Origin of the sequence: Bradyrhizobium sp. WYCCWR 12699 (genome assembly GCF_032144035.1) — a bacterium.
Classification (GTDB): Bacteria; Pseudomonadota; Alphaproteobacteria; order Rhizobiales; family Xanthobacteraceae; genus Bradyrhizobium.
Genome location: NZ_JAVTJN010000033.1, coordinates 651,661 through 667,114 on the forward strand (window position 1 = coordinate 651,661; position 15,454 = coordinate 667,114).

Below are 15,454 nucleotides of genomic sequence, written 5' to 3' on the forward strand. Positions count from 1 at the left end.
GGAGCCCAGTGGCGTGCCTCAGGACAAGACCGGCGACCCCCGACAGTCGGCGGGCAACAAACTATCGGTCCTGCGCAAGCATCCGATCTTCGCGGATCTGGAGCCGGAGGCGCTCGATCAACTCTGCCGCTACGCCAAGCACACCAGCGTGAGGCGCGGTGCGACGATCGCCGCCAAGGGCGATCCCGGCAACAATCTGTTCGCGGTGATCTCGGGGACCGTGAAGATCTCCTCCTCGTCGCCGGATGGCCGGAACGCCATTCTCAATCTGATCGGTCCCGGAGAGATCTTTGGCGAGATCGCGGTGCTCGACGGCGCTCCCAGGTCGGCCGACGCCACCGCCAACACCAATTGCGAGCTCTACATCATCGATCGCCGGGACTTTCTGCCGTTCGTGAAGAGCCAGCCGGCGCTGGCGATGAAGTTCATCGAACTGCTCTGCGCGCGTCTGCGCTGGACCAGCCAACAGGTCGAGCAGGTGATCCTCCAGAATCTGCCGGGCCGGCTGGCGAGCGCGCTGCTCGGTCTCACCGAGGAGCGCAAGTTCGATTCCGGCAGCGGCACGCTCGCCATCACGCAGCAGGAGATCAGCGAGATGGTGGGGATGACGCGGGAGAGCATCAACAAGCAATTGCGCGCCTGGGCCGGCCGCAACTGGGTTCGTCTCGAGCACGGCGCCATCGTCGTGCTGGACACCGATGCGCTGCGTGAACTCGCCGAGAGCGGCCTCGTCGGCGAGTGATGCCTCAGAGCTGATCGTCGACGATGGCGACCGCGCGGGTCCAGCCCGCCGAGGCGCGTTCGATCTTCACCGGAAAGCATGAGACCTTGAACCCGGTCGAGGGCAGTTGGTCGAGATTGTGCAGCTTCTCGAGATGGCAATAGCCGATGTGCCGTCCCGCCTTGTGGCCTTCCCAGATCAGGCCGGCATCCTTCGTCTCGGCATATCTCTTCGCGGTGTACACGAACGGCGCGTCCCAGCTCCAGCCGTCGGTGCCGGTCAGCCGCACGCCGCGTTCGAGCAGGTACATGGTGGCTTCATAGCCCATGCCGCAGCCGGAATTGACGTATTCTGCCTTGCCGAATTTCGCGCCGGCGTTGGTGTTGACGACGACGATCTCGAGCGGCGACAGTTTGTGCCCGATCCGCTTCAGCTCCTTCTCGACGTCGTCGGCGCTCGCCACATAGCCGTCGGGCAGATGCCGGAAGTCGAGCTTCACGCCCGGCTGGAAGCACCATTCCAGTGGGACCTCGTCGATCGTCCATGACCGTTCGCCGCGGTTCATGGTCGGGTGGAAGTGCCAGGGCGCATCGAGATGCGTGCCGTTGTGGGTCGACAGCGAGACCTGCTCGACGGCCCAGCCCTGGCCGTCCGGCAGATCCTGGGCTTTCAATCCGTCGAAGAACTGCAGCATGCGGGGCAGGCCCTGCTGGTGATCGATATACTGGATGGTCGGATTGTTGCCCGGCGGATCGGCCGTCACGTCGTTTCTGAGCGGCACCGAGATATCGATCAGCTTCCGCGGCATGGACATTCCTTCGCGATGGACCGCTGTTTCGGCCATCTTGCAGGGCCTCGATTGCACCCGTCAAGTCACGTGCCGGCGACGCCGGCCGGCCAGCCATCCCGCCATAATGCGAATTGCGTCGGAAATTGATCGATGCAAGTGTTGCATCGATCGATGCCGGATTTGGCTTGGACAGAGAATGCCGCCCGCCCTAGGGACGACATTGGCGCTTGACTTCACGTCTGAGGTGGAGCGACCCAAGGCGGCTCGCAGCACTTGCCGACAACGACATAATCAACCCCGGAGGAAGCCCAGATGAAGACACTCACCGGTATCATCACAGCCGTTGCACTGGCGGTCTCAGCGCCCCTGGCGACCGCGCGTGATTTCCGCTCCGCCGACATCCACCCCGCCGATTATCCGACGGTCGAAGCCGTCAAGTTCATGGGCAAGCAGCTCGCGACGGCGAGCGGCGGCAAGCTCGGCGTGAAGGTGTTTCCCAACGGCGCCCTCGGCTCCGAGAAGGACACCATCGAGCAGCTCAAGATCGGCGCGCTCGACATGATGCGGATCAACGCATCGCCGCTCAACAATTTCGTGCCCGAGACCATCGCCCTGTGTCTGCCCTTCGTGTTCCGCGACACCCAGCACATGCGCGCCGTGCTCGATGGGCCGATCGGCGATGAGATCCTGGCCGCCATGGAGCCTGCGGGCCTGGTCGGGCTCGCCTATTACGACAGCGGCGCCCGATCCATCTACACCGTCAAGGCACCCGTCAAATCGCTCGCCGACCTCAAGGGCCTGAAGATTCGCGTCCAGCAATCCGATTTGTGGGTCGGCATGATCCAGAGCTTGGGGGCCAACCCGACGCCGATGCCGTATGGCGAGGTCTATACCGCGCTGAAGACCGGCCTCGTCGATGCGGCCGAGAACAACTGGCCGTCCTACGAGTCTTCCCGCCATTTCGAGGCGGCCAAGTTCTACAACATCACCGAGCACTCCCTCGCGCCCGAGGTTCTCGTGATGTCGAAGAAGGTCTGGGACACGCTGAGCAAGGAGGACCAGGCCATGGTCCGCAAGGCGGCCAAGGAATCCGTGCCCGTGATGCGCAAGCTCTGGGACGAGCGTGAGCAGGCCTCCCGCAAGACCGTCGAAGCGGCCGGCGTTCAGGTCGTGACGATCGCCAACAAGCAGGAGTTCGTCGACGCGATGAAGCCGGTGTACCAGAAGTTCGCCGGCGACGAGAAGCTGCAGGGCCTCGTCAAGCGTATCCAGGACACCAAGTAAGAAGATCGGGGCGGGTCCGGCGTCGCCGTGGGGTGACGCCGGACCCTCGCAAGGGGAGACGCGGGATGACGGACCCACACGTCGCAGATCACGAGCATGATGCGGTCACCGCACGCCCGTCGACCGGCTTGCTGTCACGGATCAATGCACCTGTCGCGCGCCTCGGCATGTATCTGTCCGTGACGGGGCTGCTCGTCATCGTCACCATCGTTTTCTATCAGGTGTTCGGGCGTTATGTGCTCAATTCCAGCCCGACCTGGACCGAGAACCTTGCGCTGGTGCTGATCCTCTATGTCACGTTGATCGGCGCCGCCGTCGGCGTGCGCGATGCCGGACATATCGGCATGGACAGTCTGCTGGTGATGCTCCCGGATCATGCGCGCGAGAAGATCGAGATCGTGATCCACGTGCTGGTCGCCATGTTCGGTATTGCGATGGCCTATAATGGCTGGATCCTCGGCGCGTCGGTCGGCACCGTAAAAATCCCCAATCTTGGACTGCCTGAGGTGATCCGCTACGTGCCGCTGATCGCCTCCGGCGTCCTGATCGTCTCCTTCTCCATCGAACACATCATTGCTCTCCTGCGCGGCGAAGAGGTCGTCCCCTCATGGAACTGATCATCCTCGGCGCCACCTTCTTCGGCTTCCTGATCCTCGGCGTCCCCGTCGCCTTCGCGATCGGCCTCTCGGCGATCTGCACCATCCTCTACGAGGGCCTGCCGGTCGCCGTCATCTTCCAGCAGATGATGTCGGGGATGAACATCTTCTCGTTCCTGGCCATCCCGTTCTTCGTCTTCAGCGGTGAGCTGATGCTGCATGGCGGCGTCGCCGACAAGATCGTGCAGCTCGCCAAGAATCTCGTCGGGCACATCCGCGGCGGGCTCGGCATGTCGAACGTCGTCGCCTGCACGCTGTTCGGCGGCGTCTCCGGCTCGCCCGTGGCGGACGTGTCGGCGATGGGCGCGGTGATGATCCCCATGATGAAGAAGGAAGGGTTCGACACCGACTACGCCGTCAACGTCACCACCCATGCCTCGCTGGTCGGGGCCTTGATGCCGACCAGCCACAACATGATCATTTATGCTCTCGCCGCCGGCGGCAAGGTCTCGATCGGCGCGCTGATCGCCGCAGGCCTCCTGCCGGCGCTCGTGCTGATGGTTTGCATGCTGACCGCCGCCTATGCGGTCGCGGTGAAGCGCGGTTATCCCGCCGGCAAATTCCCCGGCTGGGCCGAAGTGTTCCGCTCCTTCGCGGCCGCGCTGCCGGGCCTGCTGATCGTCGGCATCATCCTGGCGGGCATCCTGTCGGGCGTCTTCACGGCAACGGAATCCGCAGCCGTGGCGGTGACCTACACCATCCTGCTGACGTTCTTCATCTATCGCACCATGACGCTGCCGAACTTTCTGCGGGCCGCGGCGAAGGCTGTGAAGACGACCGGCGTGGTGCTGTTGCTGATCGGCGTCTCCACCATGTTCCAGTATCTGATGGGGCTCTATGAAGTTGCCGACTTCGCCGGCGACCTGATGAGCAAGGTGTCCTCGCAGCCCTGGATCATCTTCCTGCTGATCAACGTCATCCTGTTCGTGCTCGGCACCTTCATGGACATGGCCGCGACCATTCTGATCTGCACGCCGATCTTCCTGCCGATCGCGATGAAGGCGGGCATGGATCCGGTGCAGTTCGGCATGCTGATGCTGATCAACTGCGCCCTCGGGCTGAACACGCCCCCGGTCGGAACCACGCAGTTCGTGGGCTGCGCCATCGGCGGCATCTCGGTGGGCGCGGTGATGCGCACCATCCTGCCGTTCTACGCTGCGCTGATCGCAGCTCTGATGTTTGTGACCTATGTCCCCGCATTCTCGCTGTGGCTGCCGCGCCTGCTGATGGGCTACAAGGGCTAGCAGCTACAGGGAGAAGCTATCAGTGACGGACTATCGCAAGCTCTTCGATCTCACCGGCAAGACGGCCGTGGTGCTCGGCGCCGCATCAGGCATCGGCAAATCGTCGGCCGAGGCGCTGGCCGGGCTCGGGGCCCGTGTCGTCTGCGCCGATCGCGCGCTTGACGCCGCAGAGGCAACCGCCGCCGGCATTCGCGACAAGGGCGGCTGGGCCGAAGCCGCGAGCTGCGACGCCGCGAGCGCCGCGGACGTCAACGCGCTCGCCAAGACGGTGATGCAGAAGTTTTCACGGCTCGACATCGCCGTGACGACGCCCGGCCTCAACATCCGCAAGACCATCCTCGACTACACCGAGGAGGATCTCGATCGCGTCCTGAGTCTCAACGTCAAGGGCACCGTCTTTTTCTTCCAGGCCTTCGGCCGCATCATGGTGGCGCAGAAGGGCGGCAGCATCATTGCCTGCTCCTCGGTGCGCGCCGTGACCATCGAGCCGGGCCTCGGCGTCTACGGCTCGACCAAGGCGGCGATCGGCCTCCTGGTGAAGGGCTTCGCCTCCGAGGTCGGCCATGCCGGCGTCCGCGTCAACGCCATCGCGCCGAGCATCGCCGAGACCGCGCTGACCGGTCCGTTCAAGCAGCGGCCCGACATCTACAATCTCTATGCCGGCCACACCGTGTTCAACCGTTGGAGCAGCGCCGACGAGGTCGCGACCGCGGTCGCCTATCTCGCTTCGGACGCCGCAAGCTATGTCAGCGGCAGCACGCTGTTCGTGGACGGCGGCTGGACCGCCGTCGACGGTCCGCCGACCGGTCTCACCCAGCTGCACAAATAGGCGGCCGTCTAGCCGACGAAGCCCGCACTCTGGCGCAGCTCTCTGTGATCTGCGCCAGTCAGCAGCGCGATCAGCGCGGCGGCCTCCGTCGGATGTCCGGCCCGCGTGGCCACGCCGGCGGTGTACATCGTCACGAGTTCGGATCCCGGCGGCAGCGATCCCGAGAGCACGAGGCCGTCGGTCGCGATGATCTCGGTCGCCTGTGTGCAGCCAATCGGCCGCGACGCAGTCGAATTCGCCAGCTCCCGCATCGCCGTCGCGCCGTTCGGAAAGATCTTGAGGCGCGAGGCGACCTCATAGGCGATGCCCAAACGGTCCAGCACTTTTGCAACGTGCTGCCCTGCGGTCGAGGCCTTGGTGTCGGGGACGTAGATCGCGTCGGCACTGCGCAACACGTCTCGCAAATCGGCTTCGGTCCTCACCGTCACCTTGGGATCGCGGCTGCGGACTGCCAGGGCGGTCTCGACCCGGCCGACATCCGTGATCGAGGACGGGACAACGAGCTTCTCCTCGGCAAGTTTCGCGAGGAGAGCCTGTGTCAGGATCACGAGATCGGCAGCCGTTCCCGCGCGCAGCTTGTCCGCCATGATGCCGACCGCACCGAACTCGCCGTCGATGCCGAACCCGGTCTGCGCCTTGAAGGCCTCGGCGAGGCCGCGCACCAGGCCTTGCGCCGCGCCGCCGCTCAGGATGTTCAGTGTCGTCAAGATGCACGCTCCATGGCTGCAATGATCCTGTCGCGCGTGATCGGCAGGTCGCGCACGCGCACGCCGAGACAATCGTAAACTGCATTGGCGATTGCCGCCGTCACCGGGCCGTGCGCGGCTTCGCCGGCGCCGACCGGCTCGATTTCCGGCCGCTGAATCACCTCGACGTCCACCGCCGGGACCTCGCTGAAGGTCAGGATCGGATAGTCCGTCCAGGAGGTCGAGGTGATGCGGGTCCGGTCGAACCGGACGCGCTCCTTCAAAACCCAGCTGGTGGCCTGGATTGCGCCACCCTCGATCTGGTTGATGACGCCGTCCGGATTGACGGCCTCGCCGACATCGACGGCAAGCGTCAGCCGCTTCACGCGGATGTCGTCGGCGCCCTCGATCTCGGCAATCGCCGCGCAATAGGCACCCATGTTCTTGTAGCGGGCAAAGCCGACGCCGTGACCAATGCCGGGCCGTTTTTGCGGTTTCCAACCGGCACGGCGCGCCGCGGCGCTGACGACATCGCGCGCCCGTTCGTCGCGCAGATGCCGCAAGCGAAATGCGATCTGATCTTCGCCACGCAAGGCGGCGATCTCGTCGAGCAGGGACTCGATGGCGAAGACGTTGCCTTGTCCGCCCAGCGTCCGCAGCGCCGAGGTCCGCACCGGCATGGTCAGCAGCCGGTGGCTGGTGATCGTCCAGCCGGGAAAATCATAGAGCGGAACGGAGTTGCGGTCGGCGCCGCCGCCATTGGCCGCCGGCGGGTTGGTCGAGATCATGCGCGGGTAGGGATTTGTGATCTCGCTCGCCGCAAGCAGTGCCGGCTGCGCCGCGCGTCCCGGCCGCGCCGCATGACCGTTGCTCCAGATATCATGGCGCCAGCCGATGACCTCGTTGTCGGCGTCGAGATCGGCCTCGATGTCGATGGCCATGGCCGCACCAAACGGCGCGTGGGACATCTCGTCGTGGCGCGACCACTGCACCCGCACCGGGCGGCCACCGGCCGCTTTCGCCAGCAGCACGGCATCGAGCGCGACGTCATCGGCGGCGTTGTGTCCGTAGCAACCGGCGCCCTCCATGTGTTCGACGATGATGCTCTCGGCCGGCAGCTTGAGCACGATCGCGAGGTCGGCGCGGAGCAGGTAGACACCCTGGCTGTGCGTCCAGACGTGGACGCGGTCACCGTCCCATTGCGCCACGGCACAGGAGGGCGCGATCGAAGCATGTGCGATGTATGGGCGGGTATATTGCCGGCGGAGGGTCTGGAGGGGCTTGCGGGCCGGTTCCGCCGTCCTGCTGTCGATGACGGTGGTCTCGACCGGCTGGCTCCTCAGGAAGCCCGCGAGATCGTCTTCATCGGGCAGCGGCTCGCCCGCGGACCATTTCGCGCTCTTGCGCAAGGCCTTGAGCGCCGTTTCCGCCGCCGCCTCGGTGTCGGCGACCACGCCGGCAAAGCCGCCGTCGCGGACGATCGCAACGCGGCCGGGGATCGCGCGCACGGCGGTCTCGTCGAGGGCGACCAATTTGGCGCCCGACATCTCCGGCCGCAGCACGCGACCGTGCGCCAGTCCCGGCAGTGCGAGGTCGTGGATGAAGCGCGGCCGCGCGAACACCTTGTCGGGAATGTCGATGCGCTGGACCGACTGTCCGGCGACAACGCGTTTGGCAATGCTCTTCGCGGTCGACTCGGCGGTGGCGTTGTGGTCGAGCGAGACATCGCCGGCCAGCTCCCAATAGCTCGTTCTGACGTTGCCGGGTCCCAAGATGGTGCCGTCATCGACATCGAGCTGCGACGCGTCCACACCGAGACGTTCCGATGCCGCGCGAAGGAAGCGCTGGCGCACCTCGGCGCAGATATGGCGGAGCGCGCGGCCGGATTGCTGGATCGACAGACTGCCCGAGGTGACGCCTTCATTCGGGCTGCTCGCTGTCGAGGCGCGGATCATCTCGATCCTGCCGATATCGACATCGAGTTCGTCCGCCGCGATCTGCGCCAGCGCCGTGACGATGCCTTGACCGATCTCGACCTTGCCGGGCGAGATCGCCACGCGGCCGTCATCGGTGAACCGCACCCATGACGATAATTTTGGATTGGCCGCAAGGCTGACCGGCAGTTTCGGGGCAGGGGATGGCATGCTCATGACGCCGCCATCTCCGCCGCCGCACGCAGCACGGCGCGGACCATGCGGTTGTGCGATCCGCACCGGCACAGATTGCGATCCAGTGCTTCTCTGACCTCGGCCTCCGTCGGTGACGGATTTCGCTTCAGCAACGCCGCTGCGCTGACGAGGATCCCGGAGACGCAATAGCCGCACTGCATCGCCTGTTCCGAGATGAAGGCGCGCTGCAGCGGATGCGGTTGCTCTGCCGTGCCGAGGCCCTCTACCGTGACGACATCCTTGTCCACGACCGACCACAACGGCATGTCGCAGGAGGCCATCGCGCGATCTCCTACCATCACGTCGCAGGCGCCGCACTCGCCAGCGCCGCAGCCGAAATGCGCACTGGTGAGGCCGAGCCGGCTGCGCAGCACATCGAGCAGAGTCTGGTCGGGGTCGGCATCGACGGCCGTTGCCGCACCGTTGAGGCGGAATTGAATGGTCGGCATGATCGCTCTGCGGCCTCAGGACTTGTCGAATTTCTTGACCACGTCGGCCCATTTCTCGATGTCGCCGCGCAGGAATTTGTCGAACTGCTCGGGTGTCATCGACATGGGCACGGCGCCTTGTTCCGTCCAGAGTTTTACGATGTCCGGCCGCTTCACCATCGCGGCAACGGCTGCATTGAGCTTGTCGATGATGGGCTTCGGCGTGCCCGCCGGTGCCATCAGGCCGAGCCAGATCGTCGCCTCATAGCCGGGAACGCCCGCTTCGATCGCGGTCGGCACATTCGGCAGCACGGCCGAGCGTTGCTTGCCCGTGGTGGCGAGCGCGCGCACCTGGTTCTCGGCGACGTTCGGCGCCATCGCCGGCACCGCGTCGATCATCATCTGAACCTGTCCCCCGATCACGCCGCTGCGGGCCTCACCGCTGTTGCGATAGGGCACATGGACGACGTCGATGCCGGCCATGGCTTTGAACAGCTCGCCGGCCATATGGTAGGGCGTGCCCTGCCCGGAGGAGGCGTAGTTCAGCTTGCCCGGCTGCGCCTTGGCGAGTGCGATGAACTCGGCCAGCGTCTTTGCCGGAACTTGCGGGTTCACCACGATGACGAGATCGGAATAGTTCACCGGCGCGATCGGCGCGAGGTCGCGCATCAATTCGTATTTGCGCTTGTCCGGCGTCAGCAGCGATTCATTGGCGGTCTGGGTGTTGGACATCATCAGCAGCGTGTAGCCGTCGGCCGGCGACTTCGCCGCCTCGATCGTGCCGATGACGCCGCCGGCGCCCGTGCGGTTCTCGACCACGAAGGGCTGGCCGAAGCTTTCCTGCAGCACATTGCCGATCAGCCGAGCCGCGACGTCAGCCGGCCCGCCGGCGCCGAATGGCACGACGATCCGGACCGCCCGGGTGGGATAATCCTGGGCGAATGAGGGGGCAGTCGGGACGACGGCGAGCAGGCCGGCAGCCAGCGCCAGCATGAAGCTTCGGGCAGCCATGCCCACCTCCCTGATGTCGTTCTTGTTGCCTGGTACTGTAGCGGCGGGGAATGCGAACTGTCGACGCCTTACAGGGCCAATCGGGAGGGGAATATCCGGCGGTTTTCGGTGTGGCTGCGCCGCTTTTCGCGGTCGCAGCAGGAACTGCCGGCGCGTGCGGCTTGAGCAAATCGCATGGGCGCTGCCGGATAAATGCCCTCGGCTGGCCGGTATTTTGGTGTTACCAACTGGGTCATGAACCAGCACGCCAAAATCGAAATTCGCCATTCGACCTGTCCGCACGATTGCCCGTCGGCCTGTGCCCTCGATGTCGAGGTGGTCGAGGGCCGCAGCATCGGCCGTGTCCGCGGTTCGAAAAAGCAGACCTACACGGCCGGCGTCGTCTGCGCCAAGGTCGCCCGCTACGCCGAGCGCATTCATCACCCCGAGCGGGTGACGTACCCGATGCGCCGCACGGGTCCGAAAGGCTCCGGCCAGTTCGCGCGGATTTCCTGGGACGAGGCACTGGACGAGATCGGGCATCGCTTCAACGCGGCCGAGCACGAGTTCGGCGCGGAATCGATCTGGCCCTATTACTACGCCGGCACGATGGGTCTTGTGATGCGCGACGGGCTCAACCGCCTCACGCACGTAAAGAGATATTCGCGCTTCTATCAGACCATCTGTGCCAACGTTGCGCGCATCGGCTTCGCCATTGGCACCGGCAAGATCGCCGGCGCCGATCCGCGCGAGATGGCGCAGTCCGATCTCGTCGTGATCTGGGGCACCAATCCCGTCAACACCCAGGTCAACGTGATGACGCACGCCTCCCGTGCGCGCAAGGAGCGCGGCGCCAGAATCGCGGCGGTCGACATCTACGACAACGACACCATGAAGCAGGCTGACATCAAGATCATCCTGCGGCCCGGCACCGACGGCGCGTTTGCCTGCGGCGTCATGCATGTCCTGTTCCGCGACGGCCATGCCGACCGCGCCTATATGGACAAATACACCGACTGCCCTGCCGAGCTCGAGGCGCATCTGAAGACGCGCACACCAGAATGGGCGTCCGCGATTTGCGGCGTGCCGGTGGCGGAGATCGAAGCCTTCGCGAAAGCGGTGGGCGAGACCAAGCGCACCTTCTTCCGCTTTGGCTACGGTTTTACGCGCAGCCGCAATGGTGCCACCCAGATGCACGCGGCCAATTGCATTCCCGCGGTGACGGGCGCCTGGCAATATGAAGGCGGCGGCGCCTTCTTCAACAATTACGCGCTGTGGCATTTCAACGAATCCATCATCGAGGGCCACGACGCCATCGACCCGGGCATTCGCGCGCTCGACCAGTCGAAGATCGGCCGTATCCTCACCGGCGATGCCGAGGCCTTGCACGGCAAGGGGCCGGTCAAGGCGATGCTGATCCAGAACACCAATCCGATGACGGTGGCGCCGGAGCAGGCGCTGGTGCGGCAGGGCTTTGCGCGCGAGGATCTGTTCGTCGCCGTGCACGAGCAGTTCATGACCGAGACGGCCGAGATGGCCGACATCGTGCTGCCCGCGACCATGTTCATGGAGCATGACGACCTCTATTACGGCGGTGGACACCAGCACATCTCGGTCGGGCCGAAGCTGATCGATGCGCCCGGCGAATGCCGTTCCAACCACGAGGTCCTGCAGGGGCTCGCGCCGCGGCTTGGCGCAAAGCACCCGGGTTTCGAGATGACGCCGCGCGAATTGATCGATGCGACGCTGAAGTTGAGCAATCACGGCGACATCGGCGGCCTCGAAGCCGACATCTGGCGCGACCTGCAACCGGACTTCCGCACATCCCACTATCTCGACGGCTTCGCCCATGCCGACGGGAAATTCCACTTCAGGGCCGATTGGGCGCATCCGCCGTTCGGCGTGACGATGGGCGATGTCGACAAGATGCCGTCCTTGCCGGACCATTGGGCGGTGATCGAGCAAATTGATCAGGCTCATCCGTTCCGGCTCGCGACCAGCCCCTCGCGCAGCTTCCTCAACACCACCTTCAACGAGACGCCGTCCTCGCAGGCACGCGAAGGCAAGGCGAGCGTGATGATCCATCCCCTGGATGCCGCCGCGCTCGACATTGCCGACGGCGATGCGGTGACGCTGGGCAACACCCGCGGCGAAACCACGCTGATCGCGACGCTGTTCGACGGCGTGCGGCGCGGCGTGCTGATCGCGGAGTCCGTTCATCCCAACAAGAACCATATCGGCGGCCGCGGCATCAACATGCTGACGGGCGCCGAAACCGTCGCGCCGATCGGCGGGGCCGCATTCCACGACAACAAGGTCTGGATCAGGAAGGCCGGGACGGTTTAGGGCACGCACTCCGTGACGCCGTAGCCTGCGAACTCCTTCGCGATGTTCGGGTTCATGGACTTCGCCTGCGCGATATCGGTGGCGCCGTCACCGCCGCTCTTGCGGGCGGCGATGCCCCGGCCGAACAGCGACGATGACGAGCGCGGGTTGCGCTGGATCGCGTCGGTGTAGTCCTTGATCGCCTCGTTGGTCCGGCCGAGCTTGAGGTTGACGAGCCCGCGGCTGTCGAGCGCATCGCTCAATCCGGGATTGATCTGCAGCGCCAGATTGCAGTCGCCGAGCGCGCCCTGCAGGTCGCCGGTTGCGGCGCGCGTCCAGCAGCGGTTGTTGAGCGCCTCGGCATCCCCGGGATTCCTGCGGATCACGAGGTCGAAATCCTGCGTGGCGAGCCCGTAGGCGCGCTTGATCGCATAGACCTGGCCGCGCTTGTAGCGCGAGACGATGTCATTTGCGTTCGCCGCGATCTTGCGACTGAGATCGGCGATGACCGGATCCCTGGCGAGATCGTCGGCGCTCGGGGGAGGCTCTGCCTGGGGCGCTTCGCAGACCGGCTTCTGCGGCTCAGGTTTCTGAGGCTCGGGCTTCGTCGCGGTCGGATCGGCCTTGTTGTCGGACGGCTGGGGCACCGAACCTGCGAACGAGAATTCCGTGGTCAGCGAGGACGACAGCCAGGGCACCTGTTCCCGCTTGGTCGCGGCGACCACGCCGTTCTTGGTGTTGGTCAGGGCCTGCTCGGCGCTGATGTTCGGCGCGCGCATCTCGCGAAGCAGCTCGGCGACGAACAGGCCGTGATCGGTCTTACCGCCGGCCGCGACTGCGCCGAGCGCCGCGGAGTAGAGCACGAGCGAATTGCTCGGCGCGATGGCCGGCGCAAGGCCCGCCGAATAGCGGCGGAAGCGTCGCTCGAACGGGTTGCGGCGCGAGGCGTCGATCAGCGCGATCTTGATCGCGGCGCCGCGCGTGTTCATCTCGGCGAGCATGGCGTCGAGGCTGAAGCCGTCGCGCGCCACGTCCGGCTCGGTCCAGATCTGCGCGTCGACGGGAAGCAAATAGGTCTGCCGGTTGGATTGGATGGCAAAGCCGTCGAAGAAGACCAGCGCCACCGCGCCGCGTTCGATGCGGGCATAGAAGCGATCCAGCACCTGCCGCATGGTGTCGCCGGTGAGATTGCTCTGCCGGTCGACGACGAAGCCCTCGCGCTTCAATTCTTCAGCGACGTCCTGGGCGTCGTTGGCGACGTCGTTCAGCACGAACTCGTTGTCGGGATATTTCGCATTGCCGATCACCAGCGCGAGTTTCGCGGCATCAGCGGCGCGGCTTGCGGAGCCCGCGCCCGATGCGAGCAGTCCTGCCAGCAACAACATCATCGCGGCGCGCATGAAATGGCTCATTGGTGATCAAAATCTCCGGTCAGGATAGCGGCCGTCACCCGTAATTCAATCGCCAAGCGAATTTGCGCCAACACGCTATGGTGACACAGCGTTGCAGATTGCCCTTGCGCGCGCCGCCCGTCCTGCCGCAAATGGCTGCAAAACAGAAGGCAAGGAAGCGAGCGGACCATGACCGACACCACGGCAATCGTCACCGAGAAGCGCGGGCCGGCGTTCTGGATTACCATCAACCGGCCGGAAAAACGCAACGCATTGAATGGCGAGGTCATCGCCGGCATCACCAAGGGCTATCGCGACGCGCATGACGACAAGGACGTCCGCGTCATCGTGCTGACGGGCGCGGGCGACAGGGCGTTCTGCGCGGGCGCCGATCTGCAGAATTCCGGCGCCGCTTTCGCGATGGACCATTCCAAACCAAATGTCGAGTATGCCGATCTGTTACGTTTGTCACAGAACGCCACCAAGCCCGCGATCGCGCGGGTCGGCGGCTTCTGCATGGCCGGCGGCATGGGCCTGCTCTGCATGACCGACATGGCGGTCGCGGCCGACCACGTCGTGTTCGGTCTGCCGGAGGTGAAGGTCGGCGTGTTCCCGATGCAGGTGCTGAGCCTGCTCCAGCGCATCGCGCCGCCGCGCCTCGTCAACGAATGGGCGCTGACGGGCGAGCCGTTCGACGCCAAGGCTGCGCAGGCTGCGGGCCTGCTCAACTACGTGGTGCCCGCGGCCGAGCTCGACGCCAAGGTCGACTGGCTGATTGGCCGCATCGTCGACAAGTCCCCGACCGCGATCCGCCGCGGAAAGTACGCCATGCGGGCCATCGCCTCGATGTCGTTCGACGAGAGCATCGCCTACACCGAAAGCCAGATCGCGCTGCTCGCGATGACCGAGGACGCCAAGGAAGGACTGAAGGCGTTCAGCGAGAAGCGGAAGCCGGTCTGGACAGGAAAATAGGTGATCATTTCAGTTGGACGCCTTGGCGTTCAATGCACCGCTATGCCGCGGAATGACGGGCATTTAGTCGAATAGCGAGTGATTTGTCCGATCCCGCGACGCTCTTTAGCCGTGATCAGCTGCTTCCCGGTGCGCTTGGCGTACGTTGGTTGGCGGATTGCCACCGTGACCGCAGACGATCTAGACCGTCATTTCTGACCCCGCGTATCGGGTTTGGCGGGTCTTCGGTGCGCCTGGAAGCCAAGTTGCCCGACTTGGTCTGAACGGGACCGTTTGCGTCGGTAGGAGCACCGTCTTGTGGGAAGTCGCTCCAACGTGAGGCTTGATCGAGTGCTGGAAACACCGAAGGGACGTGAGAGCTTGTTCACGATGAGCATGACTCGAAAGAGATAATCGCTATCCCCCAAGTAGCACTCCATCACCTCACTCAGGAGATCTATCGTGCGCGTAAAGCTGTCGATGGATGGTTGGGCCTGCTTTTCAAGCTTAACCTGTCGAAAGGCAGTGAGACGCCGATACCGAGAACTGCCGGGTCCAGCGCCGCAATTGTAGAGTCAATGACCCCCAATTTCTTCTCGTGCGCACTCGAGAGAGGGAGGGGGTGGAGAGAGATTGAAGCAGGATGCGAGCTCTACGTTGGTCAAGCTGGTGTTCTGCTGCGTTCGTTCAGGATCTTGATATCGATCCTGTCCAAAGCTGTCGTCGTCATATAGGTTCCTCCTGTGGGCAAGCGTTCTCAATGCATCAAGGCCCGATCCCTCGCGTAATCTCGTGTGATGGATCTCGATTGAACGAATGCTCCGGCTATCCGGGCGCGTTGAATACCTATCCCGGAACAGAATCGTCGACGATCGCGTCGTGCCGTGCCGGAAGCGTGGGGCGGTCAGGTAAGCATACACCATCTCTATTTCCATTCTTCGCCCGCTGACCTTCTCGCGGTTGTCGCCTGCCGTCGAGGTCAATGAGCGAC

General features: G+C 64.6%; 13 protein-coding genes. 7 read left to right on the plus strand and 6 right to left on the minus strand.

Annotation, left to right across the window (positions count from 1 at the left end; genetic code table 11):
- The first annotated feature begins 13 nt into the window (after window positions 1-13).
- On the plus strand, window positions 14-742 hold the full coding sequence (locus RPS27_RS23320; RefSeq protein WP_211419869.1) for a Crp/Fnr family transcriptional regulator: 729 nt from the start codon (window positions 14-16) through the stop codon (window positions 740-742).
- Between the two features lie 4 nt (window positions 743-746).
- On the opposite strand, the gene RPS27_RS23325 is transcribed toward RPS27_RS23320, so the two are convergent.
- On the minus strand, window positions 747-1,529 hold the full coding sequence (locus RPS27_RS23325; RefSeq protein WP_313754527.1) for a cyclase family protein: 783 nt from the start codon (window positions 1,527-1,529) through the stop codon (window positions 747-749).
- Window positions 1,530-1,823: 294 nt separating this feature from the next.
- On the opposite strand from RPS27_RS23325, the gene RPS27_RS23330 reads away from it, so the two are divergent.
- The 4 genes from RPS27_RS23330 to RPS27_RS23345 all read left to right on the plus strand — a co-directional run bounded on the left by RPS27_RS23330 (window position 1,824) and on the right by RPS27_RS23345 (window position 5,524).
- Window positions 1,824-2,795, plus strand: a complete 972-nt coding sequence (locus tag RPS27_RS23330) for a TRAP transporter substrate-binding protein (RefSeq protein WP_313754528.1) — start codon at window positions 1,824-1,826, stop codon at window positions 2,793-2,795.
- A gap of 65 nt (window positions 2,796-2,860) precedes the next feature.
- Complete coding sequence (locus RPS27_RS23335) at window positions 2,861-3,412, plus strand: TRAP transporter small permease (protein WP_194403437.1); 552 nt, start codon at window positions 2,861-2,863, stop codon at window positions 3,410-3,412.
- Window positions 3,403-4,695, plus strand: a complete 1,293-nt coding sequence (locus tag RPS27_RS23340) for a TRAP transporter large permease (protein ID WP_313754529.1) — start codon at window positions 3,403-3,405, stop codon at window positions 4,693-4,695. The genes RPS27_RS23335 and RPS27_RS23340 overlap by 10 nt, the downstream gene beginning before the upstream one ends.
- A 22-nt stretch (window positions 4,696-4,717) precedes the next feature.
- Complete coding sequence (locus tag RPS27_RS23345; protein ID WP_211419867.1) at window positions 4,718-5,524, plus strand: SDR family NAD(P)-dependent oxidoreductase; 807 nt, start codon at window positions 4,718-4,720, stop codon at window positions 5,522-5,524.
- A gap of 8 nt (window positions 5,525-5,532) precedes the next feature.
- Here the strand turns inward: RPS27_RS23345 and RPS27_RS23350 are convergent, their stop codons facing one another.
- Genes RPS27_RS23350 through RPS27_RS23365 form a run of 4 tightly spaced genes read right to left on the minus strand, consistent with a single transcriptional unit; the run spans window position 5,533 to window position 9,817 of the window.
- Window positions 5,533-6,231, minus strand: coding sequence for a substrate-binding domain-containing protein (locus RPS27_RS23350; protein ID WP_313754530.1), 699 nt, complete (start codon window positions 6,229-6,231; stop codon window positions 5,533-5,535).
- Window positions 6,228-8,354, minus strand: a complete 2,127-nt coding sequence (locus RPS27_RS23355; protein ID WP_313754576.1) for a molybdopterin cofactor-binding domain-containing protein — start codon at window positions 8,352-8,354, stop codon at window positions 6,228-6,230. Before RPS27_RS23355 ends, RPS27_RS23350 begins: the two co-directional genes overlap by 4 nt.
- A 2-nt stretch (window positions 8,355-8,356) precedes the next feature.
- Window positions 8,357-8,827: a 2Fe-2S iron-sulfur cluster-binding protein gene (locus RPS27_RS23360; RefSeq protein ID WP_313754531.1), complete on the minus strand. Its 471-nt coding sequence runs from the start codon at window positions 8,825-8,827 to the stop codon at window positions 8,357-8,359.
- Window positions 8,828-8,842: 15 nt separating this feature from the next.
- Window positions 8,843-9,817, minus strand: coding sequence for a tripartite tricarboxylate transporter substrate binding protein (locus RPS27_RS23365; protein WP_313754532.1), 975 nt, complete (start codon window positions 9,815-9,817; stop codon window positions 8,843-8,845).
- Window positions 9,818-10,051: 234 nt separating this feature from the next.
- Between RPS27_RS23365 and RPS27_RS23370 the strand changes: the two genes are divergently transcribed.
- Entirely contained in the window at window positions 10,052-12,142 is a 2,091-nt protein-coding gene (locus RPS27_RS23370) for a molybdopterin oxidoreductase family protein (protein ID WP_313754533.1), read from the plus strand.
- Here the strand turns inward: RPS27_RS23370 and RPS27_RS23375 are convergent.
- The gene (locus RPS27_RS23375) at window positions 12,139-13,533 is read right to left on the minus strand and encodes a caspase family protein (RefSeq protein WP_313754534.1); all 1,395 of its coding nucleotides are present in this window, start codon (window positions 13,531-13,533) and stop codon (window positions 12,139-12,141) included. The two genes, RPS27_RS23370 and RPS27_RS23375, sit on opposite strands and share 4 nt — an antisense overlap.
- Before the next feature lie 168 nt (window positions 13,534-13,701).
- Between RPS27_RS23375 and RPS27_RS23380 the strand changes: the two genes are divergently transcribed.
- Window positions 13,702-14,484: an enoyl-CoA hydratase/isomerase family protein gene (locus RPS27_RS23380; protein WP_313754535.1), complete on the plus strand. Its 783-nt coding sequence runs from the start codon at window positions 13,702-13,704 to the stop codon at window positions 14,482-14,484.
- Window positions 14,485-15,454: the final 970 nt, after the last annotated feature.